Genomic DNA, 26,945 nt, shown 5'->3' with positions numbered 1-26,945 from the left:
TCGTAGTCGTCGATGCTGCAGATGCCCGGCGTCACCCGGTCCTCCGCCGCCCAGTGGCTCACCCCCTGTTCCGACGTCACCCCGCCGCTGCCCGTGACGTGGTAGGGTATCGTCTCGTAACCCGGCCACGGCCCGTGCGCCTCCGGCCCGTCCGACAGCACCATCACGTGACGGTCCGCCTCGTGGCGGAACCAGTAATAGATGCCCTCCAGCTCCATCAGCCGGCTGATGAAGTCCAGGCTGCTCTCCTGGTACTGCACGCAGTACTCCCACTCCCGGTAGCGGGCCTTCAGCCGGTCCTCCACCTGCACCCCGTACTCCGCCAGCAGCTGATGGATTATCTGCACCGCCGTCTTCCCCTGGAAGATGCGCGCGTTGCGGTCCCGCTTCATCGGCCACAGGTCCGGCTCCACCGTGAGCGTGTACACCGCGTGGCGCGTGCCGCCCAGCTCCTCGCTGTGCACCGCCACCCGCGTGATTTTGCCGTTGAGGTGCCGCGTGCCCGCCAGAAAGCGCCCGGTGGGGATGTCCAGCGTCAGCGGCTGGCCCAGCAGCGCGTGGCGGTCGGCGCGGGCGTCGGGGCCCAGCAGCGTGACGGTGAGTTCGAAGGGATGCGACAGCGCCTCGCGTCCCTCCAGCTTCCAGAAAAGCAGCCCCTCCTGCGGGAGCCGTGCGGTGATACGTTCAGACATAGGTGAGTTCCGTGCTCAGCGGGCCCGCGGATGCGGGCGGTGATAATAAGGAAATGGGTTAGCGTTAACTTTATTAACTCTGTTATAAATCAGCTCAAAGTGGTTATTAGAGCCATGATACGAATAGCTGCCGCAGCTTAAAAAGCGGCTGTGATAATTTATTAACGGTTCATCATGATCCTGACGCACGCATTTTATCTGGCTTTGAAAAAAGATGATAAAATCAGGTTTACGCTAACAGGCAACGTTGTTGAAAAAAAAGCAGGGAAGTTATTTTTTTAAGTAAAATTAAAAATCTATTGATGCAGGTTAAACTTTATCAACTGTCGATTTTAGTTGATAAATATAATCATAATTAGTATTTGAATAATTAACCAAGCATTAATTATAACGTTATATTTCGCCGCTATATAACGGTCAGTCCATTAGCCATTTCTTGTTAAAAAAACATTTTAAATAAAATCTATCTTTGTGCCCTTGATATTATCCGGCAACAGTGGAAAAAGTTGACGATTTATATCGTCTTAAAGCTCTTTAATCCAGAAGGTTCTCACTGCTAATCATTATTAAAATGATCACTCCTCCTCCAGCTCTATCACCTCATCCAGATAATGATCTTCCAGCTCGCGTAGCAGACGATAAACCTGAGCGACCGCTTTTAAGGTTTCGCGCGGGATCCACTCACCTTCCGCCGTGGTGCGATAAAGCGTACGCGCCAGCCAGATATAACGGATCACCGGAATTTTTGCGCGCTGCGCCTGCTCAATCAAATGGTGAGCATCATCATCGCTGGCCTTGAACAGCAGACGCGGCAGTGGGGTTTCGCCGGGGCGATAGTACAGCCCTACGGCAAAGTGGGTAGGGTTGACCAGCAGCACGTCAGCCTCCTCTACCGCAACCCGAGGCGGCGCTTTCGGTGCTTCGTTTAAGATCTCATGCGCCACCTGTCGGCGGTGCCCTTTCATATGCGGATCGCCTTCGCTCTGCTTGAATTCGTTACGGATATCTTCATGGCTCATGCGCTGCTGTTTCAGGTAAAAATATTTTTGCAGGCCGAAGTCCAGCACGCTCAGCGCCAGAAGCGCCAGCAGCACCTGGCGTGCCGCCTTAACAAACAGCATCAACACGCCATGCCAGAAGGTGTTGAGATCGGTTTGTGCCAGCCGCGCCAGATTACCGATTTCCGGTTCTAACGCCAGCCACAGCACCATGCCAATCGCCCCCGCTTTGATAATGCTGGTCAGCAACTGGGTAAACTGGCGCGCCGAGAACATATTTTTGAAGTGATTGACCGGATTCAGGCTCTCCAGCTTCGGCATCATCGCCTCCACCGCAAACAGCGGCCCGAACTGCAGCCAGCCGCCCACGATACGCAGCACAATTGCAATCGCGCCGATAATGGCGGAAAAGAGCAGCAGCACCAGCAGCGAATCGGTTACTACCTCCTCCATGGCGTGGCCAAAGGGCTGACCGATGCGCGTCAGCGGCAGCATAATCATCGCTTCCATTCGCTGCATGCCGCTGTCCACCAGTGCAAAAATCGCCTCCAGGATGCCAATGGAAATCAGCAGCTTGGGAATATCCTGACTCTGGCTTACCTGCCCTTTTTTACGTGATTCCTGGAGCTTTTGCGGGGTTGCGTCTTCGGTTTTTTCACTCATGTCCCGCTCCCTTAGCCGCAAACAAATGGGGGAATATCGCGCTCAAATCGCGTAACTCAAACAGGCGCTCCCCGGCCAGATGGTTGAGCAGCGGCAGATACAAAACAAAAAACAGCAGCCCCAGCAAACATTTCAGCGGGATCGCCAGCACCGTGGCCTGAATCTGCGGGCTGTAAATACTGATAATGCCTACCGCGAAATCCAGCAGCAGCAGCAGCCCCACCAGCGGCCCGGCATACAGCACCATGGCGACAAACGTCTCTTTCAACAGATCCAGCCAGACTTGCCAGCCCTGCTCGCTCAACGGCGGCAGCCACGCCAGCGGTGGCCAGATACGATAACTGTCCCACAGCAGCTGCGTAATCGCGCCCAGCCCCGGCCCCACTATCAGCAACAGAATCATCACCTGCTTCATCAGATAGCCCAGCGGCGTGGCGTCTGGTCCCAGCTGCGGGTTAATTTGCCCGCCCATCAGCGCACCGCGCTGGTTATCGAACAGCGCGCCGACCGACTCATACATCCAGAACGGTAGCCCAAGGATCAGACCAATCAGCGCGCCGAGGATCAGCTCTTTAATGGCGATGGCCGCCAGCCCCATCAGCGACAGGGAAGCGCTAAGCATATCGCCATATAACACCGGCGCGATAAACAACGCCAGCGCGACCACAATAGCGGTGCGCAGCGTGCCTTTAATCACGGAAAAAGAGAATACAGGCGTCAGCAGCAGACAGGGAAAAATGCGCGCCATGCCCAGCAACAGCGCCAGCAGCGCGTTAAACAGCTGATCCAGCGCGTCGCTCCACAGCATCAGCTGCCTACCCGCGACATCATGGCGAAAGCGTTCTGCGTCAGTTGAATAAGCTCAACGCCTACCCAGCGCCCGGTCATCGCCAGGGTGATGCCTACCGCCACCAGTTTCAGGCAAAACGGCAGCGTCTGATCCTGTAGCTGCATCGCCGCCTGCACCAGCGAAATCACGATGCCCACCAGCACCGCCACAATCAGCGGCGGCGCAGAAAGCAGCACCACCAGCAGCATCGCCTGGCGGAAAAAAGTCAGTATCTCCATTGCCGCCTCACAGATAGCTGTAGAACAGGCCGTCCAGCAGCCGCGTCCAGCCGCTGACCAGCACAAACAGCAGGATTTTTAGCGGCAGCGAGACCGTCATCGGCGAAACCATCTGCATCCCCAGCGCCAGCAGCACGTTCGAGACAATCAGGTCCACCACCAGAAAAGGGATAAAAATCAGAAAGCCGATCTTGAAGCCGTTTTGCAGCTCCGACAGCACAAAGGCGGGGATAATCAGCAGCGGGCTTTGCGGCGTAATGCTCTGCGCCATCTCTTTGGGCCACATGCGCGCGCCGTTCTCCTGCAGATGCACCAGAATATCCAGGTCGGTATTACGCGACATGAATTTTCTTAGCGGCTCCGCGCCGTTGCCGAAGGTGTACTCCAGCCGCTCCATGCTGCTGAAATCGAGCGGCATCGCTTTGATACGCTGGCTTGAATCATTAAAGACCGGTGCCATCACAAACAGCGTGGCGGCCAGCGCGATGCCGTACAGCGCCATATTAGGCGGCACCTGCTGCACCCCCATGGCGTTACGCGTCAGCATCAACACCATGGAAATTTTCAGGAAGCAGGTACAGATAATCATCAACATCGGCACCAGCGACAGCACGCCGAGGAACAGCGCCAGCATCATCGGGTTAAGCGACTGCATCTCCATTCGCGTTTTACCCGCCGTGTCCCAGAGGATTAATACTGCCCGGCAGCATATGGGTGATCTGTAACCCCAGCCGCCCTTCCACATCCACCAGTTCGCCTTTCGCCAGCGGAAAATCGCCGTGACACAGCAGCGCCTCGCCTGGCCGCACGTTATCCACCATAACCGTGGTTCCGGCGCTCAGGTGCTGTAGCTCTCCCAGCGTCAAACGCAGCTGGCCGCAGCGCACCGTTAACGCCAGCGGCAATCCATCCAGCGCGGGCGCAGGCTCGCTCTGCCACGCCCCGTCGGGCTGCGTAGCGGGGGCCATATCATCGTTATCGTAGGGAAATGTCACAGGCGCGATCTCCAAATCAGAAAGAGTAAAAAAGGCGCGATCCGCCTGACCGGTTAGCTCTCCGGTCAGGCGCAGGCCAGCCAGCTGCAGTGAGCCTTCTCCATACGGAGAAAAAGCGGCGTGCGTCGGCAACAGCACATCTTCCGGTCGCAGCTGACGCAGCTGTCCGACGCTCAACGTGAGCGCGCCAACGATCAGCGGAAAGCTCAGCGGCAAATCGGACGGCAGCCCCGCCGTCTCCGGCTGCCAGCCCGCCTGATCCAGCAGGCGGTTCAGCGTGGCAATGGATGCCATCAACATACTTTCTGAGTGGAGTTCACCGAGCCTGAGTTCCAGGCAAAGCGAAAATGGTGCATCTTCTGTTTTATTTACCGGCGAGAGATTGCCAAACAGCGGCTGTAATTCATTACTCAGGCTTTGATTAAACAGCGGCCAGTACCAGGGCGTGCTCTCTGCCTCGGCATACGGCAGCGCGGGGCAATCGGAGATCAGCGCCAGTACCCCTTCCGCATCGCTTAATTGCAAGACGCCGCTGTTGCAGCCCAGCGTCAGCCCGGGTGCCGCCGTTGACTGATCCTTCGGAAGAAAAAGCAACAGCTGGCCCGCCTCGCCCGCCAGCGTATAGTGAAAGCGCAGCCCGGCACCGATACGCTGACGCAGCTGTGCCTCATCCGTCTCCCGGCGTGGCAGAAAGAGTTTCATGCGGCCCCCCGCTGTTCAAAACGCAGACGCACCCGGCTGGCCATTCGACGCCGCAGCGCCTGGCGACAGCGCTCCTGATGCGCTTCCAGCGCGTTTAACGCCGCCGGTGAAAAGCGCAGCGCAATATCCCAACCGCCGGCGGGCAGATGCTGTAAACGCGCATCCACCGCACCGAGACGCGGCAGTAGCAGCGTCATCGCGACCGGCCCGTCAGGCTGACGGTCGGTAATGCGCCCCAGCTCCGCCTCCAGCGGCTGCCAGAGCGCCATTGGTGCGGCGGCGGGCGCGCTGTGTGCTGTCTCAGGAGCAGGGCGCGGCGGCGTATGCAGCCCCACGCCGCAGCCATTGAAAGCGGGCGGCGGCGGGACACTATCCAGCAGCGCGCTGAACAGCAGGCCGTCCGGGCTGGCCGAAGACGGCTCGTCGCTGCGTTTCGTCGCGCTGCCTGGCGTATTGCCCTGGCTGCGTTCGTGACGCGTTTTATCCGCCCCGCGTAAGGGCGGTTTTGCCTGCGGCGCTGGCTCTGGTTGCGGTTTCAGGGGCTTCGACGTTGCGCTGACGCGTGTCGTCTCGCGCTCCGGCGGGCGCGGTTCACGTGGCTCGCGCGGTTGCGGTTCAGGCCGCGGCTTTGCGGCGAAGGTTCGATCCGCAAAAGGGTTCATGATGGCACCTCATTTTCCTGCATCAGCATCTCCAGCTTTTCCAGCTCCCGTTGTCGCAGCTGAGTTTCTGTACGCGCCGCCGCCAGCTTCTCGCTTTGCGCGGCACACTGCGCAGCGCTTTCGCAGACCGCCTGGCGCTGGCGCTGTACTGCCCCGGCGGCCCTCTCCTCCTGCTGCAGGCCACGCTGCAACCGGGAAAATGGTTGATGCCCCAGATAAGCGGTATCAAACCCGGCGCGCAGCCTCTGATAATCGCTTTGCCGCTGCGTAAGCTGTTCATCTGCCCTTCTCGCCTCCGCACGCAGCTGTTCCAGCTGTTGCTCGTGTTGACGCTGCTCACGCTCGCTGCGACGCAGGCGCTGACGGCGGATCGGCAACAGCTGGGCAAACGCGTCGCGCAAACTGGCAGCAGGATCTTCCGGGGCCGGTTCTTCAATGGGGTTAATCCTCTGGCGCATGTTGGCTTACCTCTGAAAGATGATGCAGCGTCGTCTCCCAGTCGCTGGGCGCGCGCGTGGCCTGGCGCAAATAGCCGTTAATCACCGGCTGCGCCTCCACTGCCGCATCGGTCATCGCATCGTGGCCGGGCTGGTATTCGCCCAGACGAATCAACATCTCTACCTGCTGCCACGCCGCCATCATGCGGCGCAGCTGTGTGGCATCGCGCATCTGCTCGCGGGTTACCACGTTGCTCATGGTGCGGCTCAGGCTGGTCAGCACATCGATCGCCGGATAGTGGCCGCGCTCCGCCAGACGGCGTGACAGCACGATATGGCCGTCGATCAGCGAGCGCACCTCGTCAGCCACCGGATCGTTCATGGAGTCTGCTTCGATCAGCACCGAGTAGAGCGCGGTGATCGCCCCCTTTTCGGTTTGTCCGGCGCGCTCCAGCAGCCCCGGCAACAGGGTATAGACCGACGGCGGCAGGCCACCGCGTCCGGGCGGTTCGCCCAGCGCCAGGCCGATTTCACGCTGGGCGCGGGCGAAACGGGTCAGGGAATCGAGGATCAGCAGCACGCTTTTGCCCTGCTCGCGAAAGGCTTCGGCAATGGCGGTCGCGGTAAAGGCGGCGCGGGCGCGCTCCATGCTGCTGCGATCGGAGGTAGAACAGATCAGCACCGTGCGGCTGCGCAGCTCTTCATCCAGCTCATGATCGAGAAACTCACGCAGTTCGCGGCCACGCTCGCCAATCAGTCCAAAAACAATCGCATCGCAGGGCGCATTACGCGCCAGCTCTGCCAGCAGCGTGGTTTTGCCGCAGCCCGCCCCGGCAAATACACCAACGCGCTGGCCAACGCCAATGGTCAGCATGCCGTCAATGGCGCGTACGCCGGTTGGCAGCGGCGCTGAGATACGCGGGCGGGCTGTGGGCGGCGGCGCGTCGCCCAGCACCGGGATGGTGCGTTCCGCCTCGCCCGGCAGCGCAAACGCACCGACGCCCTGGCCGTCAATCGGACGACCAAAACCATCCAGCACGCAGCCCAGCAGCGCATCGGAAACAGAGATACTGTGCGGCAGATAAAGCGGCGTCACCCTTGCCCCCTGCGCGATGCCGTCCAGCGGCCCCAGCGCTGACAGCAGCGTATGCTGCGGGTTAAAGCCCACCACTTCCGCCATCACGCTCTCTTCCGCGTCGCGTTCGATACGGCAGAGATCGCCGATGCGCGCACGCGGCAGGCTGCACTCCAGCAGAATGCCGCTGATGCCGGTAATACGGCCATACACGCTGACCGCATCGGGCTGACGCAGCCGCTGCTGCTGCTGGCTGAACCAGCTATCAAGATCGATGCGCATTACCATTTCACCGTAATAGGATCGTGACCGCTGAACTCGATCCGATCGTCGGTGATCGCCACCAGACGCAGATCGCCAATCTGATCGCCGATAAACAGCCGATCGCCCTCGTCGGTAACAATATTGGCGCGCGATCCGGTTGCAATTTGCACGATGCGGAACGGCAGCTTTTTCTCCAGCGGACGCACTGCGCTGGTGACCGGCGCAGCAGCGCTGTAGCGCGCATAGAAGCGCGTCATCATGCGGTTAAAAACGGTGATTTGCGGTTGAGTCAGGCTACCGCTCAGCAGCAGGCGATCGCCCTGACGACTGATTTTTACGCTGTTCGCCAGATCGCGTTCGCGCAGCATGATTTGCAGCGGCGCACGCAGATCCTCCACCGTTCCCCAGGCGGGGCGTGAATTTTCACCGGCGTTGGGCTGGGCGACCGTGGGCTGTAAGATCCAGCTCACCACGGTGAAGCTGAACAGCAGCAGCAGGCCGAATATCACCCCGCGCATCCAGCGTGGCGTGCCGGTACGCGCTGCCACCTCTTCCGCTACGGCGGCGGCAGGCGCGGAAGCAAAGGCGCTGGCGGGCAGCGCGGCGGCCTCATGCCACGGCGTGCTGGCCTGCGCCACGCAGAGCCAGACGCCCGCCAGTTCAAAGGGTTCTTCCAGCGTAACCGGCTGCCGGTCGCTGGCCTCTTCCTGTTCCGTCAGCCACCAGCTCCCTTCCTGACAATGCAGCCAGCGCTCGCAGCCCGTTACGCTTTCATCGCTGAGCAGCAAATCAGCCTGCGGCGACGCGCCAATCTGCCAGCGATCGCCGCTGAGCGGCAGCGCGGCCCCGCAGTGCAGCCCCGACAGTACGCGCAGTTCAAACATTATTCTCCCTCCCAGTTGGTGAGTGAATAAAAGAGAGCATCCGCCTCCAGACGTCCCAGCACATGCACCGCCAGCGTCGGCTCCAGTTCAGCAAAAGAGAGCACCGGCACCTGATGGAAGGATTCGGCGATTAGCGCGCGCAGCGGCCCACGCAGATCCTGCGCTGCCAGCAGCACCGCCTGCTGTTCGTTGCCGGTGGTGAAGGCCTGGCCTATTTGCTGATGCACCGCCTGAATCTGTTCCTGGCTCAGCGCGAAGAAAATATCGTTCTGCGTCTGACGCAGGCTGTCGCGCAGCGCCTCTTCCAGCTCCGGCGACAGCAGCCAGGCATGGATGCCGTCCGCCTGGCTGTATTGATGGCAAAGATGGGTTTTCAGCGTAATGCGCACCTGCTCGGTCAGCAGAAACACATCGCGCTCATGCTGACCATGCTCGATTAACGCTTCGGCGATGGCGCGTACCGAACGCAGTGGAATACGCTCCGCCACCAGCTTTTGTAATACGCTGGAGAAGCGCGCCAGCGGCATTACCCGCTGCAGTTCCTGCGCCAGCTCCGGCTGCTCGCTCTCCAGCCAGCCCATCAGCGCGCGGGTCTCCTGCAGGCCGATAAAATGCGGACTGCTGGCGTGAATGGCATTTTCCATGCGTTTCAGCAGCAGCTCGGCAGCAGTCCAGCGCACCACCTCCTGATTTTCCAGCAGGGGATGATCGGGCGGCAACCAGAGATAGTGCGCCTCCTGACGCGCGGCCTGGCCCAGCGCAGGTTTCGGCGCGGCGATCGACGGCGCTTGCTCCCCGCCCGTTTCCGGCAGCGCAGGCTGATTGTCAGCCTGTAGCTGGCGCTGCTCTTCTTCACTCAGGCTCTCCAGCCAGCGCACCTCCACGGCAAGGCAGGCGGTGTTAAAGGTGCCGGCCACTTTCGGGATTTCATACACCGAGAAACGGAATTCATCCGCGCTCAGTTTGTCGCTGAATTCAATGTCAAACGCCGGTAGGGTAAAGCCGAAGTTATAGACGATACGGTTACGCAGGCGGCGGATCTCCTGCACTAAATCGAGGGTTTCCGCCTTGCCGCGACAATCAGTGGGAAACTGGATCAGATAAGGCCGCGTCGGGTTGAACTGGCGCAGATCCTCGCGACCATTCAGCTCCGGCGGGATTACTTCGTTTTCAATTTGCGGCTGCGCAAGACGCAGCGTATGCCGGGCGCGCCACACCTGAAATCCGCCGCTGCCGAGGGTGATCAGCGCCAACAGGGTAAAAACCAATCCCGGCATCCCCGGCACCAGCGCAAAACCCAGCATGCCCATTGAGGCGAGGATCCATGCCTTCGGCTGGCTGGTAAGCTGTTCGGCGATCTCACGGCCAATATTCGGCGCTTCCACGCTGTCGTTGTCCGATGAAACGCGCGTGATGATCATCCCAGCCGTAAGCGAGATCAACAGCGCCGGGATCTGGGCAATCAGCCCGTCGCCAATGGTGAGGATCGAGAATACATGCAACGCCTCGCCCGCCGTCATGCCCACCTGCAGCACGCCGATGCTGATGCCGCCGATCAGGTTGATAAACAGGATCACCAGCGCGGCGATGGCGTCGCCCTTCACGAATTTCATCGCGCCATCCATTGCGCCAAATAGCTGGCTCTCTTTGGCCAGATCGCTACGCCGCGCTTTGGCCTGATGCACATCGATCAATCCGGCGCGCAGATCGCTGTCGATCGACATCTGCTTTCCAGGCATCGCGTCGAGGGTAAAGCGCGCCGCGACTTCCGCCACGCGCTCCGATCCTTTAGTAATCACCAGAAAGTTCACCACCGTCAGGATCAAAAACATCACCATCCCCACTGCCAGATTGCCGCCGACCACAAAGCTGCCAAAGGCTTCAACGATATGGCCCGCGTCCTGCTGGATCAGGATCTGGCGCGTCACCGAGATCGACAGCGCCAGACGAAACATTGTGGTCAGCAGCAGCACCGCCGGAAAGGTAGAAAAGGCCAGCGGCTTTGGCAGGTACATCGCCAGTACGATCAGCAGCGAAGAGAGGCAGATATTCAGCGCAATCAGCGTATCAATCAGCGCCAGCGGCAACGGGATAATCAGCATAAACACCAGCGCCATGGCAAAGGCGGCGCCGACAATCTCAGAGCGCTGCATGGCGCTGATGGCAATTTTATTGAGAATTAAAAATAAGCCGTTCATCTTACGTCTCTCTGGCCTTGCGCTCAGGGGTTACGCGCCTGTTTACGTTCATTCTTTAACAGCGCGGCGCTGTGACTTGCCAGCAGCGCCAGCGCGGTTTTTCGCCCATCTTTTACTTTCCATAACGCCAGCGGCAGGCTGCGCACCAGCGGCAGGACCGCGTTAAAGAACATCGACAGCTGGCGGGCGCTGGGGTGCGCCACCACATCTTCGCCTAACTGCTGGAGATCCTGCTGCCAGGCGCCGTGGTGGCTGAGATGCAGCAGGCGGCGCGTCAGATCCACCGCGCTGACGGTATGCAGCGTCATTTTTCCCGCCATGCGCTCCAGCAGCTTCTGGCTCTCTTCCAGCGTATGACTTACCTGGCGCGCTTCCGCGAGGCCGGTCTGGATATGGCGCAGCGCGCCGGTGCTGATGGAAGAAGCCAGCGCGGCGATATCGTCTGCCAGCGCCCGCTGTAAGGTGCGCAGGCCAGAGACAAACTGCTGCGGTTCGGTATGCGCCAGCAGCAGATCGACCATCGCAATTGCCGACTGCTGATGAACAATGCTGTCGTAATAGAGGTTGCGCAGCGTCTGGCGCTGTTGCGGATGCACGGTAAATTCCGCGAAGGCGGCGGCGGTGTTCAGACCGGCGCGCAGGCGTTCGCCATGCTGGGTTTGCAGCGTCTGTAGATGGTTGTTAATGGTGTGACAAAGCTCATCATCGCCCTGATCGCGCGCTTCACGCTCCATCACGCGCAGCAGCAGATCGCAGCGAGCCGGATCGTTATCCAGCTGCGCCAGCAGCTCATCGGTATCTGCTGGCGGCTTGCGCTTCAGCGCATCGCGCAGCTGGCCGAGGTGGGTTTCCCGCCGCGCCCGATCGTCGGAGTCGAGCATGGCGTAAAGCTTATGCAGTTCAACCTTGCCTGCGTTTTGTCGGTGACGCAGGTGCTGCTGCTGCACACGGCGCTGCTCGGTCTTTTTCTGGCTTTCGGCACGCTCGGAGAACATCAGCCCCACTTCTTCTTTCATATCGTTGGCACTGACGGCAGCCGATTGTTCAGCAACCCGGCTGGCATTTTTCTCTGTGCCGCCGTCGGCGGCTTTCATCAGGGCTTTAAAAGGGTGCGGCATTAGCGGCAGCGTTGGGGTCTTCAGCATCGCCCGTTCCTCATCAGGTTGACCCCGGTTATGTGGCGCTTTTGCGGTTCGGGTTCCCTGAATTCACAAATAAAAAAATTTTATCGCTTTGAAATAATTAACCTGCGAAATTTGTGTAAAAAATGGCACAGCGAATAAAATGCTTTTTGCCAGTTTTTTCTCAGAAATATCCTGGTAAATTAAACAGCGAATAATAAAAACAAGCTGTTAGTTGTTTTATTTCTCCTGGCACAGCGCTTGCTATAGCCAATGGGCAATCACACCCGATTCCTGTGGAGAAAATAAAATGATCGACATCAATACCGACCAGCCAATAACTGTCTCTGCTGTTGCTATCGACTGGACGGACGTTTTTAAAAAAAATAATAAGAAATTACTGAATTTCATTCGCAAGCGTGTGGCGAATCATGAGGATGTGGAAGATATTGCGCAGATGACCTGCCTGGAGGTACTGCGTAACGGCCATAAATTTATCGGCGCTTCACGCCCGGAAACCTGGATGTTTGGTATCGCGATTAATCTGATTCGCAATTATTATAAATCCCAGCAGGGTCGCTTTTTATTTGATACGCTGAATGATGATATTCTTACCGATATGCATTACGACTGCGATCCGAGCGATATCACGGAAAATGAACGGGTTTTAGGCGCAACCCTGGCCTCAATCGAAACCCTGCCGGACGATCTGAAAACCATGCTATCAATTTTAGTCGGGCATGACGGCAGCTATCAGGATGTGGCGCAGCAGCTTAATATTCCGGTGGGCACCGTTCGTTCACGACTTTCCCGCGCCAGGGAAACGTTAAAAAATCGTGTTTATGCCTGAGATTATTCTGACATTACGCGAATAAGATAAATCCGGCGGGAAAGTTTATTCTGTTGGCTCGGCGCTGAAATTTCAGAGGGCTGATAAATGATGCCAGAAAATGGAGATGCGTTATTGCAGAATTATTCTCACTGCCTTAATCCTACGCTGACGCCGCCCGATAGTCTTTCTTCTATCGCGCTGGATCGCATTCATGATGCGATTTATTTAGTGGATCGTACTCTGCGGATAAAATATGTTAACGAGAAGGCGTGCAAATTAATGGGCTATTCCCCGCATGCCTTAATGCAGCTTAGTTTCGCCGTTATCGATCATGAATTGCAGGATGATGATGTTACCGCGTTATGGTGGAAACTGACCATGCGCCCGGAAGGGATCACTTTTACCTCACAGCACACGCCCAGCCGGGGAGAACTGATCTCCGTTCAGGTGAGCTCCAGCCACTATCTGCACGGCGGCGAACCGCATGCGCTGTGCGTGGTGCGCGACGTGCGCGAGGTAAAACAGAAAGAGGCGGTTCAGCAGCTGCGCGAGAAACAGTTCCGCGCGCTGGTAGAGAACTCGCCGGATATGATCGCCCGTTTCGATCTGGCGCTGCGCTGTGTGTATGTTAACCCACCGGTGCTGAAGTGGTTTGAAGGGCGTGAACAGGAGATCTATCACCGGCAGCTGACCGAAGCGGTGCCGCACAATGAGACCGGCATGGCGCTGCTGCGGCTGGTGTCACAAAGTATGGCAAGCGGCAACGAAGCGGAAGGCGAGCTGACGCTTACCCAGGGCAGCCGCCGATGCATTCTGCACGTACGCAGCGTGCCGGAGTTCAATCTGCACGGCGAGTTAGAGAGCGTGCTGACCGTCGGACGTGATATCACCGCTATCCGCCTGGCGGAAGAGGAGCTGCGTGAAGCACATCAGCAGCTGCGCCTGCTGGCACGTAATCAGGAAACCCAGCGCGAGGCGGAGCGCAAGCATCTTGCCCATGAGATTCATGATGAGCTGGGGCAGCATTTGACCTCGCTGCGCGTTGGTCTATCGCTGATCCGTATGCAGTCGCCAGAGGCGGGCGAAGCGCTGCATCAGCAGGTGGATCATCTGATGCAACTGGTGGACAGTACTATTCAGGTGGTGCGCGACGTCTCTACCCGTCTGCGCCCGAATATGCTGAATTTGGGTCTGGTGCCGGCGCTGGAGTGGCTGCGCGACGAGTTTAACAAGCACAATACCACCCGCTGCATTTTTATCCCGCCGCAGGGAAAAGAGCTGCGCCTGAGCGACGAATGCGTTACCGCCGCCTTTCGCGTGGTGCAGGAGTCGCTGACCAATGTGCAACGTCATGCCAAAGCCAGCAGCGTGTATATCTTTGTGAAACAGGATGGCGATAAGCTGCGGATCGATGTGGTGGATAATGGCAAAGGCTTTGATATGCAGAATGTGCGCCCTAACGCCTGGGGGCTGCCGGGCATGGTGGAGCGGGCCGCGATGCTGAACGGCGAGGTCAGCATCGATAGCCGTCCCGGCGAAGGCACCCGCGTACAGCTGAGCTTTCCGCATCGCCCGCGCAGCCTTTCCCGCGCCCTGTTTAACAAGATTGATAAGTGAGCACCTCATGACGCAAGCAATACGCCTGATGATTGCTGACGATCACGCCATTATGCGTGAGGGATTAAAGCAAATTTTTCTGCTGGATGACGGCATTGATGTCGTCGGAGAAGCGGCTGACGGCGGCCAGGTGCTGGAGCGCCTGCGCGAAGGCGGCATCGATCTGCTGCTGCTGGATATTTCCATGCCTGGCATCAGCGGCGAAGATCTCATAAACCGTATTACCCTGCAGTATCCAGCGCTGCGTATTCTGGTATTGAGCATGTATAACGAACCGCAGATTGCCCGTCGGGTGCTGTACTGCGGCGCGTTGGGCTATATCACCAAGGATAAAAACCCGGAGGCGCTGTTGAGCGCGATTCGGCAGGTAGCACGCGGCGCGCGCTATATCGATCATGAGCTGGCGCAGGAGATTATTTTCTCTCAGTATCAGAGCGGCGACCGACCGCCGCATGAGAACCTGACAATGCGCGAGCGTCAGATCATGATTATGCTGGCGCATGGTGAATCGATAAATGCCATTGCCGATGCGCTGGTGATCAGCAATAAAACCGTGAGTACCTATAAGTCACGCCTGATGAAGAAAATGAAGTTCACCACCAACGCCGATATTGTGAAATATGCGATTAGTCATCATTTGGTGCAGTAACACGGGGCATAGATATCAACGAGCGTACGCGCCCACCATGCTACTGATAGCTGGTGGTATACCCGTTGCAAAGAGAAAGCACCTTGCCAGCGACGGGCTAAAACTTTAGCGTTATGATAAGCGAAACTGATTAAAGACCAGCCAGGGTCAAAAAAGCATAAGGCAAGGATGAAAAGTATGAGTGCAGCAAAAGCCGGGCAATGGCTACGCTACTGGCGCAATTCACTGGCAGACGCTGAAAGCGGCAGTGGCGCAATGACCCATAAGGCACTGAGCGAATACCAAAAAGTACCGGCAGAAATCATCGGGCAAGGTTGCCTGGACAAAGAAAGTGATGTCCTGAACCTGCTGTTTAAAGACGTTCCTGATGAGACAAAATTTATCAAGCTTACGCTGCGCCCTGCGGCTTATCGGGTTAAGCAGGAACATGAGCACAGCAAAAGTAGTTCTTCCGGTTTCCCTGAGACAATAACGCCAGTCATCTGCCCAGTCTGGCTTAGCCGCGAGGGACATTTTCTGCCTGCCGGCAAGCCACAAATCCCGCGCGATCTTCTCTCTCCTCAGTATGACGATAAGTTTACTTTGGCCTCCGTTCAGGATCTTGACCGTTTTCTGGATCAGCAAACGATACAAATTTATAGCGAGCAGGAAGCCAGTGCGCTCTTCAGCAAGCAACCCGACTTCGATAAAGAAATGTCTCCCTGGAGTCTTTATATTGCTTCGGCCCGTGAGCTGTTCAAGCTCTGCGACAGAGAACGGCTTAAAGCGCGCTATACCAACCAGAACGGTGGCTATCTTAAAAAAATCGAGGATGCTATCAGCGGAAGCTACCAGATTTTAAAACTTTACGACTGGCTGGCTGAGTGCAAAGAGTCGCTGCCGCTGGCGGAAAGCTACGCGCTTGAAAACAACACGCAGCATTCTCCTTGCGCCAATGCGCTGACGCAGCTGGTGACCCGCGCAGGGCATTCCAATTCACGTTTTCCTCTTGCCGCTGCCCAGCGCGATGCGTTGGCCCAGGTTATGACCATGCAGCCCGGCGAGATCCTGGCCGTTAACGGCCCACCCGGCACGGGTAAAACTACCTTTGTCCTCTCTGTTGTTGCCTCGCTATGGGTAGAGGCCGCATGGAAAGAAACCCAACCGCCATTGATTATCGCCGCCTCAACTAATAATCAGGCCGTAACCAATATTATCGAGGCCTTTGGCAAAGACTTTGAAGAGAATAATGATCCCTTAAGTGGCCGTTGGCTGCCGGAAATGAAAAGCTACGGGGGATATTTCCCTGCCCCCAGCCTGGAAGGCGAAGCAGCAAAGCATTATCACACTCCCTCCTTTTATAAGCTGCTGGAAAATGAAGACTACGTAGACCGCGCGGAAAGTGCCTTTTTGACCCGTGCGCAAGCGGTTTGGCAAGGCACGGACCTGACAACGGTAAAACAAGTTAAGCAAAAGATTTGGAAGGAAATTAATGCCTGCTATCAATTGATGGCCGAGCTTGAAGTGGGCTGGCAAAATTTTGATACGCTGCAACTCAAGCGTCAGCAGATGGAGCCTGAAAAGAGGCGGGCCGCTTTACAAGCTGAGCTATTAACTCATAAGCAAGATCTTATCGGCGTTGAAGATAGCCTTACTGGCTGGCTGAAATTCTGTGCAGATGAATCCCTGCTGTTGAGCTTACTGGATGTCGTCCCTGCCGTAGCGAACAAACGCAGGGCTAAGCGTAAGCAATTTATCAAAAATAACTTTTCCCCCCTGGCCTGTACGCTGGCTGATGATTACTCCGCTGAAAGACTGGAATCCAGACTGGAAGATTGGCTTAAAAAGCAACGGAAGAATATCGAATATCTGGAGCAACAGCTGGGTCAAATAGCGACTTTACAGAAGCAGTATCAGCTGGCGGAAGAGGAATGGCTACAGCTAAGCGCGCCTTTTAGAAATAAGAAAACAGCAACGGCTTCTTGGGATGAAATTGACCGCGCGCTGGATGTTTCTTTACGCTTTCGCCTGTTTCAACTGGCGGTACATTATTGGGAGGCACGCTGGCTCCTGGACTATCAAGAGCACGACCGCGAGATGCTGATTAAAAACCGCAACGGCAATGATGCGCAGGGTCTCAAGGCGGTGCGTGCCCGCTGGGCGCGTCGCATGTGCCTGACGCCCTGTATTGTTTCAACGCTTTATTCTCTGCCTGGGTATATGACCTATAAGGTCTTTGAGAGCGAAGGCGTTTTTAATAATGAATATCTGATCAATGAGATCGATCTGCTGATCATTGATGAAGCGGGACAGGTAGCGCCAGACGTTGCTGCTGCCTCTTTTGCGTTGGCCAGGCGTGCGCTGGTGATCGGTGATGTGCATCAAATTCAGCCCGTTAGCAGCCAGTCGCCGGTGATTGATATCGGCAATCTGATGCAGCATCAGCTATTAGCTAACGCCGCTGACTACAATGAGCTTTGCCAACAGGGACGTTCCGTTGTTGAAGGTTCAGTAATGCAGATTGCTCAGCAAGCCAGCCGTTATCACTATCTGCCGGAAGCAGAAGCAGGTATGTTTTTGAGAGAGCATCGACGCTGTTATGACGAACTCATCTCCTTCTGTAATGAGCTGTGCTATCACGGCTTGCTGGAGCCTAAACGTGGAAGCGTCGATGCCGCAGAAAAGCGGCCGCCTTTTCCGGCGTTAGGCTATTTGCATATAGACGGTCTGGCCGAATCTCCTCCTGCCGGCAGTCGCATTAACCGTCTTGAAGCCAATACCATTGCCGACTGGCTGGCAGATAAGCGCGCTGAGCTGGAAGCGTTTTACGGCGCTAAGCTGGAAAATATTGTCGGAGTTGTCACGCCGTTTAAAGCGCAGGAGCGACTCATCGCTGAAGCCTGTAAAAGCCGTGGTATTGATGTCGGACGCACCGAGGGGAAAATGACTGTTGGAACAGTGCATGCACTTCAAGGGGCTGAACGCAAAATCGTTCTTTTCTCTGCGGTTTATTCACGCCACAGTAATGGTAGATTTATCGATAAAGACAGTTCAATGTTAAATGTCGCCGTTTCACGCGCCAAAGATAGCTTTCTTGTTTTTGGCGATATGGAGGCTATTGATGCCTCTCCGCGCGGAACGCCCCGACATTTACTTGGCGAATATTTAGCCAGTCGCACCGACAGCGAGCTAATTTTTTCCGTAGGCGCACGTCCTGACTTGCTATTAAGCTGCCGCGAGCCGCGGGTGATTAATAATGCGGAAGCGCATGATGCATGCCTGACCGAAATCCTACAGCTGGCGCAGCAACGGGTAGTCATTGTCTCGCCTTGGGTCTCGCTTTTCAGGCTCAGGGAAAGTGGGATATTGAGCACCATGCAACAGGCCGTGGGGCGCGACATTAGCGTCGAACTCTACACGGACTATCGCTTTAATACGTTTACAAACAATCGTTTTGATGAAGAGAAAAATACCCAGTTTAGCGCTTGCTGTACGGAGCTGACAGCACATGGCATCGCCGTGCGCGTGGTTAACAAAGTGCATAGTAAGCTGCTGATGGCGGATAATAATTTTATCTGTATCGGTTCTTATAACTGGGCTAGCGCACAGCGTCAGGGAGAGTATAAAAATTTCGAAACATCAGTGCTGTATAGCGGCGAGCTGAAAGATGAGATTCATATTCAACTGGCTTCTTTACAGGAGCGTATTCGCAGCGATTTTTCTGCTGAAACGACTTAGGGAAATAAACCACGGGCTGTAGCGGTTTAATAAAGCAACCGGTAACGCCTTCCGAAGCGGGAGGCGTTACCAGGAAGGATAAAGCGCTTACTTAATCTCTACCGTTAATTCGGGTGCACCGAAGCTAACCAGCTTCGCATGAGACGCCTCGAAATAACGCTGCCAGAATGTTTCAAGCTGCTGCATCACCTTACCGGAACGGTAATTATTTTTAGCGGCGGTATCGATAAGGCCTGCGCCAGCTATATAAACCTTCGCCCCGTTAAAATCAGCAATAAGGTTCTGTTCAGACACTTTTGCCATCTCCTTTTCAGCCACTATCGAACGGATGTGGTTATTACTGTAAAAACTGACAAAATCACTGTTTTCCAGCATATCTGATACCAGCAAAACAGATTTTTCTCTGGCTGGATCGCTTTTCAAATCTTCAGCAATTCGCTTCAGGCTGCCAAAGATTTCGCTTTTAGCTACGCTGTCGCTGTCAGCGGCAAAGCTTGCGGCCATCAACTTACCGATGCCCTGGCTAAAAAAATGTTTTTGCTGAAGCAAACAGGCATCCAGCTTTTTCAAGCTCTCCATGCCCATATTGTTACGCGCCTTTTGATCGGTAAACAGCGCTTCCAGTTTGCCGTCATAAACCCGCTTCAGATAGTTATCCTGTAATAGTGCAGAGAATTGATACAGTACAACGCGATCGCCCGGCTGCACGTAGCGAAGCACGTGCTGCCAGACTGATTCTTTCAGGGGCAGCGGTACCTTAACGGTTTGATCAATAATAATAATCAGCTCACGCCCGCTATCATCCGGGCGTACGGTATCCTGTTTCAGAAAGTGATAACAGCTGGGAATATCATTACGATCGGCCGCCTGCGTTACGCATGCCATACCCAGCAAAATTAGCGCAAGCCATCCTTTCATGCCTCCCCCTTCGCCCTTGTCTTGTTGAGCAATTGTTGAACGCGCTGGCGTTTCACTAATGCTTCCAGAGAGAGCCCCTGATCTTCGGCAATCAGCGCCAGGTCTTCTTCATCCAAGCCGAGCAACTCTCCCAGCGCATCAAGACGCTCTTTTTCGCTCTGCTGCGCGGCCTGTGGCTGTGCGTTGTGATTAGTCGACGGCTCCACTCTCTGCGCCGATTCGGCAGGCGTCTGCTGAATAACCGGCTCGGGAGCCGTGCTGGATTGCGTCTGAGCGTTATCTCTGTTGCGATTTTCATTTAACGCGTGCTCAGCACGGGCCTTACTCCGCATTTTCCCGCTGATATAATCATCGAATGTCAGCAGTTCGTTAAGCTGTTGGCTCTGGCTACTTGTACGCTTCATCAGCATACGGTTTTGGAGCGCACTCAGCTTCTCTTGTGCATCGCGCTCGACTCGCTCGCGGCGAGCGCTGTGCCAGGCGGTAAACTCTTCCGATCCACTGAAGTTACCCACATATTTCGCCGCCATCTTAGATTCGATACCGGCAAAAGAGCGGTAAAGGCCGATAAGAATACCAATCAACTGAACGCCGACGAAAATCACTGAAAGAATAATAAACGTCAGCTTAGAGGCGAAAACGCGGTTGTGGTTGATCTCGTCTGCCGCCTGGCTGTCAGCTTTAGCATTATCCGCTATAGCCGCGTCAGGCAGCTCAAACGGCGAACTTTGCGTATCGCTTAGCTGACTAAAAGGCGAGCCGTTTACCACCTGCGTATCAATCGCATCAATAGTGGCTGCGCGAACAAAATAGGCGCCTACCGCAAAGAAAATAATCAGCGCCAGCGCAATGGCCGTCGCCCAGTATTGCGGTTTGGCCTCAACGTTAGTATTAACACGGTTACGCATCTGGATGTAATTAGGCTGCTCGTCATCAACATCGCTGGTTTCAAGCGAGACGTTGTTGGCTTTGGATAATCCTTTAGCATTGCCATCATGACGCGCATCGTTATACCAATAGCGTATCTTTTTCAGCAGCGTATTTTTATGCAGCTCTGCGCCCATTAAATGGGTCGCTGGCACCAGCACCACGCCGATTAAGACAGAAATCACAATGGCGGAAAATTCAGCCTGATTAGCAGAGATGTTATTGGCGATAAAGGGCGACAGTACCAACGCGAAAATAAAAGCTTCAAGCAAGACTAACGCCACGCTACAGAACCACAGCAAAGGCCCGGTCGGTTTGCGCCCCCGTTCGTCCACTTTGTTCAAATAATTGACGCACTGATGATAAAAATTGGCGCTGTGATTAAAGGACTCATAATAACGCCAGTACTTAGCACAGAGCATTTTCTCAGCAGGATACCAGGCCTTCCCATCCGACTCTGTGCGGCGAGGCTCATTGCTACGTGAAAGACGGGCAATAAGACCGATAACAGGGAAACTGCTGAGGAAATTAAGAAAGAAATAGCTAACCTGGTTCCACCAGCGAATAAAAACGACTGTTAAGATCGCCAAAGCCAGTAAAGGCCAGAAAATATAGCGATAGAGGGAGATCGCCTCGGCGATGCTTTGGAAAAGTTCCATTCTTTGTTTCCTTGATTAACTACGGGTCGGACTGTAATTCGCCACCCAGGCATTGCTGTGATTGGTATAAAAAAGCTGGCCCTGCTGCGCTTTAGTCGCATTTTTAGGCACCAGCAGATCGATACATGAAAGCGGCTGTTTTTTCTCTGACGGCAGATAAACCCGATAAAGGATACTGTCTTCGCCTTCCCATGCATTAGCAACGGCGCTTATTGGCGCATCAGCTTTACGATTACCGCTGTTTTGGTAATTGCGGGTAATATAAACTTTCGGATCGGCCACCACAGCGGCATTATCTTTAAGCACTTTAACCGGAGACAGCGTGACCAGATGGTTATTAACCAGTCCGGCCCATGCACGGCCATTCATACCGTTGAAATATTCCCGGGTTTGATGAGCATCGATCGCTTTTCCGCTGGCCAGGTTTTTTGCTACTCCCGCGACGCGCGCGCTATCAGTCAGGCAACTTCCCATTACGCCACTGGCATTTGCCTGCGAAATCAAGGAAAACCCGCTGCTGCGCGACTTGAGGTTCACTGCCAAAGGAAGCGTTGACGTGTTGACCGCCTGCCCGCCGAAATCTACCCAATTTTTGTTATTTTCCGTCCCGGTTGATGCAACGGTCCCTCTGCTCTGCGCGACCGGCGCAACTGAAGGTTCTTTTTTGGCACTGTGGGAGTTTACAGTACGGCGTTTTGCGGGCGCTGATGCGCGTTTAGACTGCTGAGTACTGGCGGACTGAGTGCCATAGCGTAAATAGGCCAGGTTGTTGCCTTCCTGTTCTACCCGCTGTCGAAGCAAAGCTTCGTTTGCCAGACCAACGATTTCTACCCTGCGGTTCGCCGCTCGTCCGTCGTACGTTGTGTTATCTGCCAGCGGACGAGACGATCCTGCGCCCTGGAAATAAAGCTTTTGCGGATTGATCCCTGCCTGCTGCAGTATACGACCAACGCTTTGTGCTCGCTGTTCCGACAGCTTTTGGTTCCAGCTGGCGCTTCCGGTGGCATCAGTATGGCCGACAATCAACACAACGCCATTTTGGTCATCCTGTTTCATAACGGAGGCAATCTTCCTGATCTGTCGCAGCCCGTTAGCAGAAAGCTGAGCGCTGTTCGTATCAAACATACCGCTGTCTTCTACCTGGGCCACCAGTCCCACGGTTTCTGTACTGCTTTTCTCCTTAGTTTGAAGTGGCTGGCTTTTAATAACGATATGCTCTTCAGCCGCAATTTGGGCCAGCGCTTTCTCGCGGTTTTGCCAGGCGTTGCCAGCCATACAACCGGCAATGCCGCCGACCAGACCGCCAGCGACAGCTTTAGTCGCATCCTTAGTAACGAGATAAGTTATCCCCCCGCCTAATGCCGCTCCGCCAATACAGCCAATAGCCGTACCATAATTTTGTCCAGCCTGATGCAGATTGGCGCAGCTTGAAGTCAGCATAGCGACGGCAGTCAGCGACCCCACTTTCCTTAGATGACGGCGTTTCACGTTCTCTCCTTAATCCTTATCCATACCTGAAATAAATTTGTTAATTTCTTCAAAATCGGTCCCGATATTTTTTATATAACGTGTAAAAACCTTGGTTAATATCAGCCTATTTTTTGTACACAGACGCACAGGGCGAAACCCTAACCCAACAGCACAATAAAACAGACTGCGATACAATTATTTAAAACAAACCAAATTATCAGGATATTATTATGCTTATTAAGCGCAAGTAGACGATAAACTCTGCCAGACTGCGGGCTCTTTATTAAAAACATTCTTTCTTATCCAGCAGCTTACTTGCAAAAAACACTTATCTATTTTTAAGTGCGCCTATTATTATTGGCCACCTAATCATTGTCCAGAATTTATGCCTGTTGATTAAACAGGCCCTGCCGTTAAATATTTTCGAAGGCATTCAGATAACACAGAGAAGTATCAACATTGGCGGATTTATCATACAACTGACCATAAAAAAGGCCGCTATTGCGGCCCTCGCTAACAGGATTATTCGATCAGAAGTTCCAGCTAAAGCCCGCGTTGACGCTGTTATCCTGATGGTTTTCCGATAACAGGCCGCTGTAGCCCAGCGACAGATGCGAGTTGCTGTTTAACGCCACCTCAGCGCTGGCTTTGATCACAGCACCATCGCGCGAAGCAGAGACGCTGTTCACCACAAACGGTGCGCTACTGCCGTTGAACTTCAGCCCGGTTCCCCGATCCAGCTCGCCGTACTGATGCTGCCAGCCCAGCTCACCGCGCAGCGCGATTGATGTTCCGCCGTTAACATCCCATTGCAGATCGGAACGCAGACCCAGCGTTGAGAAGGTGGCATCCGTGTGCTGCTTGTCGCCATGCAGCGCCGCCGCGCCGCCCTGTTCGGCAATGCGGTTGTTCTGGAAGTTAATGTAAGAGAGATTGGCGAACGGTTCGAGGTTAACCAGCCCTGCCGGGATGCTGTAACCCGCTTCGGCAAAGAACTGCTCGGTGCGTGCGCTGTACTGTGCGTTGGCACGATCGTACTGGCTGCCGTAGCTCACGGAACGCGAGGTATCGAAACGATGCCAGGAGTAGACTGCACCAGCACGCAGCGCCAGCGCGCCATACGCTTTGCCGCCATAGACGCCCAGGTGGTAGTTATCGCTATCCGCACTGGCGCCGTAGCCGCCATCCAGTGAGGTGCGGGTGTAACCCGTTGCCACGCCCATGCGCGCATCGTCCTCCCAGGCGGAATCCAGCCCCAACAGTACGCCGTAGGTGGATGCCTGATAGCCGGTGGCGTTGGCATCACCGGAGGCGTGATCCCACGCGCCCAGCAGTTTCGCCCATGCGCCGCCCTCATCCGCTTTGATTTGTGACGAATTCGCCAGGCCTTCCGCCTGACGCAGGCGATCGTTGAGCGTGTCGCGCAGATAGCGACTGTTATTGATCTGCGCCGAGGCGATATCAGCATGCACCTGACCCGAGAGCTGACGGAACGCCTGACGCGCTTCGCCAGCCGATCCGCTCAGCAGCAGACTTTCATAGACTGGGTTGCCTGCGCCCAGCGCTTCCGCCGCCTGCGCAACCGAACGCTCATTCGCCGTTTCCGCCACGCTGGCGAAGGTGGCATCGTTACGTCCGACCGCCAGCGTGAGCTGGTTCGCCTGATAGCTGAGGGAGGTGCCGAGGAAGGTAAAGGCATAGTTGGGCAGCAGGCTGTCAAACTGACCGCTGATGCCCTGCTCTGCGGTCAGGATGTTATACCGCCCCGTCAGCGTTTGTAGTTCGCTCTGGCTAAGCAGGTTGCTGCTGTTTTCCAGCGAGACCCTGACTTCACCGCCGTTAATGGCGATTGCGCCGGTGCTGGCGATGCGGTCGCTGCGTCCTTCCGGCGCGACTTCTACCGCGTAGCGCGATCCCTGTTCAAAGGTAACATCACCGTTGACGGTAAGCGTGCCGATAGAGTTACCTGGCGCAACGGTACCGCCGTTGGCGACGGTTAATGCGCCAGTGCTGCCCGATCCCCCCAGCACGCCCTGTTGCTGCACCGTGACATCAGAAGTGACCGATCCGTTAATCGCCAGCAGGCCGGCGTTAATCAGCGTCGGGCCGGAGTAAGTGTTGCTGCCGGTGAGCCAGAGCGATCCTGCGCCCTCTTTGGTCAAACCGCCGTGGCCGGAGATGTCGTTAGACCAGACGTCAAAATCACACTGCGCCTCGTTACAGATGCGCTGATAAGGGGTGCCGGCATCTACCGTCGCGCCGATGCCGGGAATGTTAGCGACAAATTGCGTTGGGCCATAGGCCACGCCATCCGGATCCGGCACGCGCAGCGCTTCAGGGATATCTTCTACGGTGTAGAACATGCCCGGCCCGTTAATTGCTTTACCGAGGTCGATCATGCCCCAACCATAGAGTTCATCAATGCCCGCTTCACCCATATCAACGGCGGTGGTTTTCAGTACCTGCGCAATCTGCGCGCCGGTCATATAAGGGAAGCGTTCCATCAGTACTGCCGCACTGCCTGATACATGCGGTGAAGCCATGGAGGTGCCGCTGTAGTTGGCGTAGCTGGTGGTGAGGTTATCGATGCTGTCGCCCTCGATTATCGAGCTGTAAATACGCGAGCCAGGCGCGGAGACGCAGAAGCTGGCGGTGTAGCCGCAGCGGGAGGAGAAGCCGCTTAGGGTGTAAGGCACGCTGTTGGCGGATGCAGGATCGCGCGCGACGCTGGCGACGGTGAGCCAGGTGGGGGTGATGTCTGGTACAAAGTAAGCCAGACCCGCGATAGCGTCGGGGTTGTTGAGGTTGTCATCGTTGCCGGCGGAGAAGATGGTGATGATGCCGCTGCGAGCAACTTCAATAGCGCCCTGATAAGCGCCGCCGGGCACGGTGCCGAGGATCTGTTTGATCTGGTCGAACTGTTTTTGCGCATCATTGACGGTGAAGTGCGGATAAGCGGGATCGCTGCCGCCCTGGGCAAATTTGTCGGTGATGCCGATGCCCCAGCTGTTGTTGATAATGCGCACGCCGCTTTCTCTGAGCGCATCCCAGCCTGCTTTATAAACTGCGCCATCGTTACCGAGAATGATGCCATCTTCCGGGCCGGGATCGCCATTTTCCGCACTGACAATTTGCGCGTCATAAGCGACGCCGTGCATGGCTCCGCCGTCACGGCTGCCGGCGGCGATACCGGCAACGTGGGTGCCGTGCGATCCCAGTTCCCCATCTGAATCAACGCTTGGCGTGCCGTCATAGCGGAAGGCATCGCCGGCTTTTACCGGAATGTAAGGGTCGGTGTAGGCGCGTATGCCTTCAGTGACAAGGTTGATGACTTTGTCGGTACCGACGAATTCGGGGTGTTTGGCATAGACCGACTGATCGAAGATGCCGACTTTGACGCCTTTGCCACTGTAGCCAGCGGCGTAGGCTTTATCAGCGTTGATCGCGCCCAGTCCCCACTCGGCGTTATATTCGCTGCTGCGCCAGCTGGCTGGATCGCCCGCTACGCCCTGTTCGATATAGTTGTTCGCTGCTGCCTGTCCTACCGCTCCCAGGCAAACCGCCACTGCCAGCGCGCTTAACCGTACGCGTTTTGCTTTTGTCTCAGGCCGTGTCACGCGCTGAGGCACAGTCAACCTTCTGCTTTTATTTGCCATTGCAGATACCGTCCGTTATTGGTTTTGAGATAAGGATTTTTAAAAGTTTCAATTTGAAAAAGATGAAGCACCGCGCTGATGGAGTGCGGTGTGAATATCAGGTTTGGCAGAAAAGTTTTATTTCTGCCAGTAACAGGAGGAAATATATAGATGTAAAAAGGTGACTTTCTTCATATTATTTTCATATATTTTACGATTGGGATTGTTGCAAAAATTCAAAATTAATAATCAAGCGTTTATTAATTGGGTTAAGGTGAGATTTCTCTTAAAGGATTGTTTTTGAGATTTGAACCAAGATTAATTACTTAACGTGCGTTATTTATTTGATGCCGATTAATTAATAACGAATTTAATGTGTGTAAATAAGTAGAGGGTAAGAAGTTGGTTATAAGCCATGTGGTTGCGTGGGCTGTGGTTTACGGGGCGTCAGCGGCACGGGTGCGTGGGCTGACGGGGCGGAGGCGTCAGCGGCTCGGGTGCGTGGACTGACGGGGCGGGGCGTCAGCGGCGCGGGTGCGTGGGCTGACGGGGCGGGGGCGTCAGCGGCGGGCGGCCCGTTCCGTAAAGACGCAAAAAACGTCATCCATGACAGCTCGGCCCGCGCCTTCCCTGGCGCGGGACGCTTTACTCCACGATCCGCCCGCCGCTTCCCTGACTCCTGTGTCGCCTGATGCCGCTGATTTAAATACCGCGCCGTCTGTTGCCGCTTCCCGTACTAGTGAGTCGCCTGTTCGCCGCTGA

Annotated in this window: 20 protein-coding genes; 4 read left to right on the top strand and 16 right to left on the bottom strand. The window is 55.6% G+C overall.

The window, feature by feature from the left end; translation table 11 throughout:
• From ACQE32_RS17400 to sctW, 12 genes are all read right to left on the bottom strand, one after another.
• A partial coding sequence (locus ACQE32_RS17400) for a type VI secretion system Vgr family protein (protein ID WP_427022172.1) occupies positions 1 to 692 on the bottom strand: 692 nt, incomplete at its 3' end.
• Positions 693 to 1,267: 575 nt separating this feature from the next.
• Positions 1,268 to 2,353 (bottom strand): type III secretion system export apparatus subunit SctU, encoded by a 1,086-nt coding sequence (gene sctU / locus ACQE32_RS17395; RefSeq protein ID WP_250651690.1) that lies wholly within the window; start codon positions 2,351 to 2,353, stop codon positions 1,268 to 1,270.
• Positions 2,346 to 3,161 carry a type III secretion system export apparatus subunit SctT gene (gene sctT / locus ACQE32_RS17390; RefSeq protein ID WP_426974753.1) on the bottom strand — a complete coding sequence of 272 codons (816 nt, stop codon included), beginning with the start codon at positions 3,159 to 3,161 and terminating at the stop codon, positions 2,346 to 2,348. The genes sctU and sctT overlap by 8 nt, the downstream gene beginning before the upstream one ends.
• The gene (gene sctS, locus ACQE32_RS17385) at positions 3,161 to 3,421 is read right to left on the bottom strand and encodes a type III secretion system export apparatus subunit SctS (RefSeq protein ID WP_085068171.1); all 261 of its coding nucleotides are present in this window, start codon (positions 3,419 to 3,421) and stop codon (positions 3,161 to 3,163) included. The genes sctT and sctS overlap by 1 nt, the downstream gene beginning before the upstream one ends.
• A 7-nt stretch (positions 3,422 to 3,428) precedes the next feature.
• Positions 3,429 to 4,082 (bottom strand): type III secretion system export apparatus subunit SctR, encoded by a 654-nt coding sequence (sctR, locus tag ACQE32_RS17380; RefSeq protein ID WP_427022171.1) that lies wholly within the window; start codon positions 4,080 to 4,082, stop codon positions 3,429 to 3,431.
• A gap of 7 nt (positions 4,083 to 4,089) precedes the next feature.
• Positions 4,090 to 5,118 carry a FliM/FliN family flagellar motor switch protein gene (locus tag ACQE32_RS17375; RefSeq protein ID WP_427022170.1) on the bottom strand — a complete coding sequence of 343 codons (1,029 nt, stop codon included), beginning with the start codon at positions 5,116 to 5,118 and terminating at the stop codon, positions 4,090 to 4,092.
• Positions 5,115 to 5,780 carry a type III secretion system HrpP C-terminal domain-containing protein gene (locus ACQE32_RS17370; protein ID WP_427022169.1) on the bottom strand — a complete coding sequence of 222 codons (666 nt, stop codon included), beginning with the start codon at positions 5,778 to 5,780 and terminating at the stop codon, positions 5,115 to 5,117. The genes ACQE32_RS17375 and ACQE32_RS17370 overlap by 4 nt, the downstream gene beginning before the upstream one ends.
• Complete coding sequence (locus tag ACQE32_RS17365; RefSeq protein ID WP_427022168.1) at positions 5,777 to 6,238, bottom strand: hypothetical protein; 462 nt, start codon at positions 6,236 to 6,238, stop codon at positions 5,777 to 5,779. Before ACQE32_RS17365 ends, ACQE32_RS17370 begins: the two co-directional genes overlap by 4 nt.
• Positions 6,222 to 7,580 (bottom strand): type III secretion system ATPase SctN, encoded by a 1,359-nt coding sequence (sctN, locus tag ACQE32_RS17360; protein WP_250651685.1) that lies wholly within the window; start codon positions 7,578 to 7,580, stop codon positions 6,222 to 6,224. Before sctN ends, ACQE32_RS17365 begins: the two co-directional genes overlap by 17 nt.
• A complete protein-coding gene (locus tag ACQE32_RS17355; RefSeq protein ID WP_427022167.1) occupies positions 7,574 to 8,440 on the bottom strand; it encodes an FHA domain-containing protein in 867 nt (288 codons plus the stop codon). The genes sctN and ACQE32_RS17355 overlap by 7 nt, the downstream gene beginning before the upstream one ends.
• Positions 8,440 to 10,638: an FHIPEP family type III secretion protein gene (locus ACQE32_RS17350; RefSeq protein ID WP_427022166.1), complete on the bottom strand. Its 2,199-nt coding sequence runs from the start codon at positions 10,636 to 10,638 to the stop codon at positions 8,440 to 8,442. Before ACQE32_RS17350 ends, ACQE32_RS17355 begins: the two co-directional genes overlap by 1 nt.
• A 23-nt stretch (positions 10,639 to 10,661) precedes the next feature.
• Positions 10,662 to 11,783: a type III secretion system gatekeeper subunit SctW gene (sctW, locus tag ACQE32_RS17345; protein ID WP_427022165.1), complete on the bottom strand. Its 1,122-nt coding sequence runs from the start codon at positions 11,781 to 11,783 to the stop codon at positions 10,662 to 10,664.
• A gap of 286 nt (positions 11,784 to 12,069) precedes the next feature.
• Between sctW and ACQE32_RS17340 the strand changes: the two genes are divergently transcribed.
• From ACQE32_RS17340 to ACQE32_RS17325, 4 genes are all read left to right on the top strand, one after another.
• Positions 12,070 to 12,609 (top strand): RNA polymerase sigma factor, encoded by a 540-nt coding sequence (locus ACQE32_RS17340; protein ID WP_085068180.1) that lies wholly within the window; start codon positions 12,070 to 12,072, stop codon positions 12,607 to 12,609.
• An 87-nt stretch (positions 12,610 to 12,696) separates the two neighbouring features.
• A complete protein-coding gene (locus ACQE32_RS17335; RefSeq protein ID WP_427022164.1) occupies positions 12,697 to 14,208 on the top strand; it encodes a PAS domain-containing sensor histidine kinase in 1,512 nt (503 codons plus the stop codon).
• Between the two features lie 7 nt (positions 14,209 to 14,215).
• Positions 14,216 to 14,857 (top strand): response regulator, encoded by a 642-nt coding sequence (locus ACQE32_RS17330; RefSeq protein WP_085068181.1) that lies wholly within the window; start codon positions 14,216 to 14,218, stop codon positions 14,855 to 14,857.
• 177 nt (positions 14,858 to 15,034) lie between these two features.
• Positions 15,035 to 18,574, top strand: coding sequence for an AAA domain-containing protein (locus tag ACQE32_RS17325; RefSeq protein ID WP_427022163.1), 3,540 nt, complete (start codon positions 15,035 to 15,037; stop codon positions 18,572 to 18,574).
• An 87-nt stretch (positions 18,575 to 18,661) separates the two neighbouring features.
• Here ACQE32_RS17325 and ACQE32_RS17320 read toward each other — a convergent pair whose 3' ends face one another.
• The 4 genes from ACQE32_RS17320 to ACQE32_RS17305 form a co-directional block, all read right to left on the bottom strand.
• Positions 18,662 to 19,492: a hypothetical protein gene (locus ACQE32_RS17320; RefSeq protein WP_427022162.1), complete on the bottom strand. Its 831-nt coding sequence runs from the start codon at positions 19,490 to 19,492 to the stop codon at positions 18,662 to 18,664.
• Positions 19,489 to 21,078 (bottom strand): hypothetical protein, encoded by a 1,590-nt coding sequence (locus ACQE32_RS17315; RefSeq protein ID WP_426974766.1) that lies wholly within the window; start codon positions 21,076 to 21,078, stop codon positions 19,489 to 19,491. The genes ACQE32_RS17320 and ACQE32_RS17315 overlap by 4 nt, the downstream gene beginning before the upstream one ends.
• Before the next feature lie 15 nt (positions 21,079 to 21,093).
• Positions 21,094 to 22,566, bottom strand: coding sequence for an OmpA family protein (locus ACQE32_RS17310; protein WP_427022161.1), 1,473 nt, complete (start codon positions 22,564 to 22,566; stop codon positions 21,094 to 21,096).
• A gap of 512 nt (positions 22,567 to 23,078) precedes the next feature.
• Positions 23,079 to 26,114, bottom strand: coding sequence for an autotransporter outer membrane beta-barrel domain-containing protein (locus ACQE32_RS17305; protein WP_427022175.1), 3,036 nt, complete (start codon positions 26,112 to 26,114; stop codon positions 23,079 to 23,081).
• Between the last annotated feature and the right edge of the window lie 831 nt (positions 26,115 to 26,945).

It is taken from the genome of Pantoea sp. FN0302 (assembly GCF_050113775.1).
Classification (GTDB): Bacteria; Pseudomonadota; Gammaproteobacteria; order Enterobacterales; family Enterobacteriaceae; genus Mixta; species Mixta alhagi.
Note: the sequence above shows the minus strand (reverse complement) of the source record. Positions and strands in the feature narration are given on the sequence as shown.

What these genes read in the sequence shown, in the direction of transcription:
- sctU (WP_250651690.1), bottom strand. Translation starts at nt 2,353, where the DNA reads ATGAGTGAAAAAACCGAAGACGCAACCCCGCAAAAGCTCCAGGAATCA.
- sctT (WP_426974753.1), bottom strand. Translation starts at nt 3,161, where the DNA reads ATGCTGTGGAGCGACGCGCTGGATCAGCTGTTTAACGCGCTGCTGGCG.
- sctS (WP_085068171.1), bottom strand. Translation starts at nt 3,421, where the DNA reads ATGGAGATACTGACTTTTTTCCGCCAGGCGATGCTGCTGGTGGTGCTG.
- sctR (WP_427022171.1), bottom strand. Translation starts at nt 4,082, where the DNA reads ATGGAGATGCAGTCGCTTAACCCGATGATGCTGGCGCTGTTCCTCGGC.
- ACQE32_RS17375 (WP_427022170.1), bottom strand. Translation starts at nt 5,118, where the DNA reads ATGAAACTCTTTCTGCCACGCCGGGAGACGGATGAGGCACAGCTGCGT.
- ACQE32_RS17370 (WP_427022169.1), bottom strand. Translation starts at nt 5,780, where the DNA reads ATGAACCCTTTTGCGGATCGAACCTTCGCCGCAAAGCCGCGGCCTGAA.
- ACQE32_RS17365 (WP_427022168.1), bottom strand. Translation starts at nt 6,238, where the DNA reads ATGCGCCAGAGGATTAACCCCATTGAAGAACCGGCCCCGGAAGATCCT.
- sctN (WP_250651685.1), bottom strand. Translation starts at nt 7,580, where the DNA reads ATGGTAATGCGCATCGATCTTGATAGCTGGTTCAGCCAGCAGCAGCAG.
- ACQE32_RS17355 (WP_427022167.1), bottom strand. Translation starts at nt 8,440, where the DNA reads ATGTTTGAACTGCGCGTACTGTCGGGGCTGCACTGCGGGGCCGCGCTG.
- ACQE32_RS17350 (WP_427022166.1), bottom strand. Translation starts at nt 10,638, where the DNA reads ATGAACGGCTTATTTTTAATTCTCAATAAAATTGCCATCAGCGCCATG.
- sctW (WP_427022165.1), bottom strand. Translation starts at nt 11,783, where the DNA reads ATGCTGAAGACCCCAACGCTGCCGCTAATGCCGCACCCTTTTAAAGCC.
- ACQE32_RS17340 (WP_085068180.1), top strand. Translation starts at nt 12,070, where the DNA reads ATGATCGACATCAATACCGACCAGCCAATAACTGTCTCTGCTGTTGCT.
- ACQE32_RS17335 (WP_427022164.1), top strand. Translation starts at nt 12,697, where the DNA reads ATGATGCCAGAAAATGGAGATGCGTTATTGCAGAATTATTCTCACTGC.
- ACQE32_RS17330 (WP_085068181.1), top strand. Translation starts at nt 14,216, where the DNA reads ATGACGCAAGCAATACGCCTGATGATTGCTGACGATCACGCCATTATG.
- ACQE32_RS17325 (WP_427022163.1), top strand. Translation starts at nt 15,035, where the DNA reads ATGAGTGCAGCAAAAGCCGGGCAATGGCTACGCTACTGGCGCAATTCA.
- ACQE32_RS17320 (WP_427022162.1), bottom strand. Translation starts at nt 19,492, where the DNA reads ATGAAAGGATGGCTTGCGCTAATTTTGCTGGGTATGGCATGCGTAACG.
- ACQE32_RS17315 (WP_426974766.1), bottom strand. Translation starts at nt 21,078, where the DNA reads ATGGAACTTTTCCAAAGCATCGCCGAGGCGATCTCCCTCTATCGCTAT.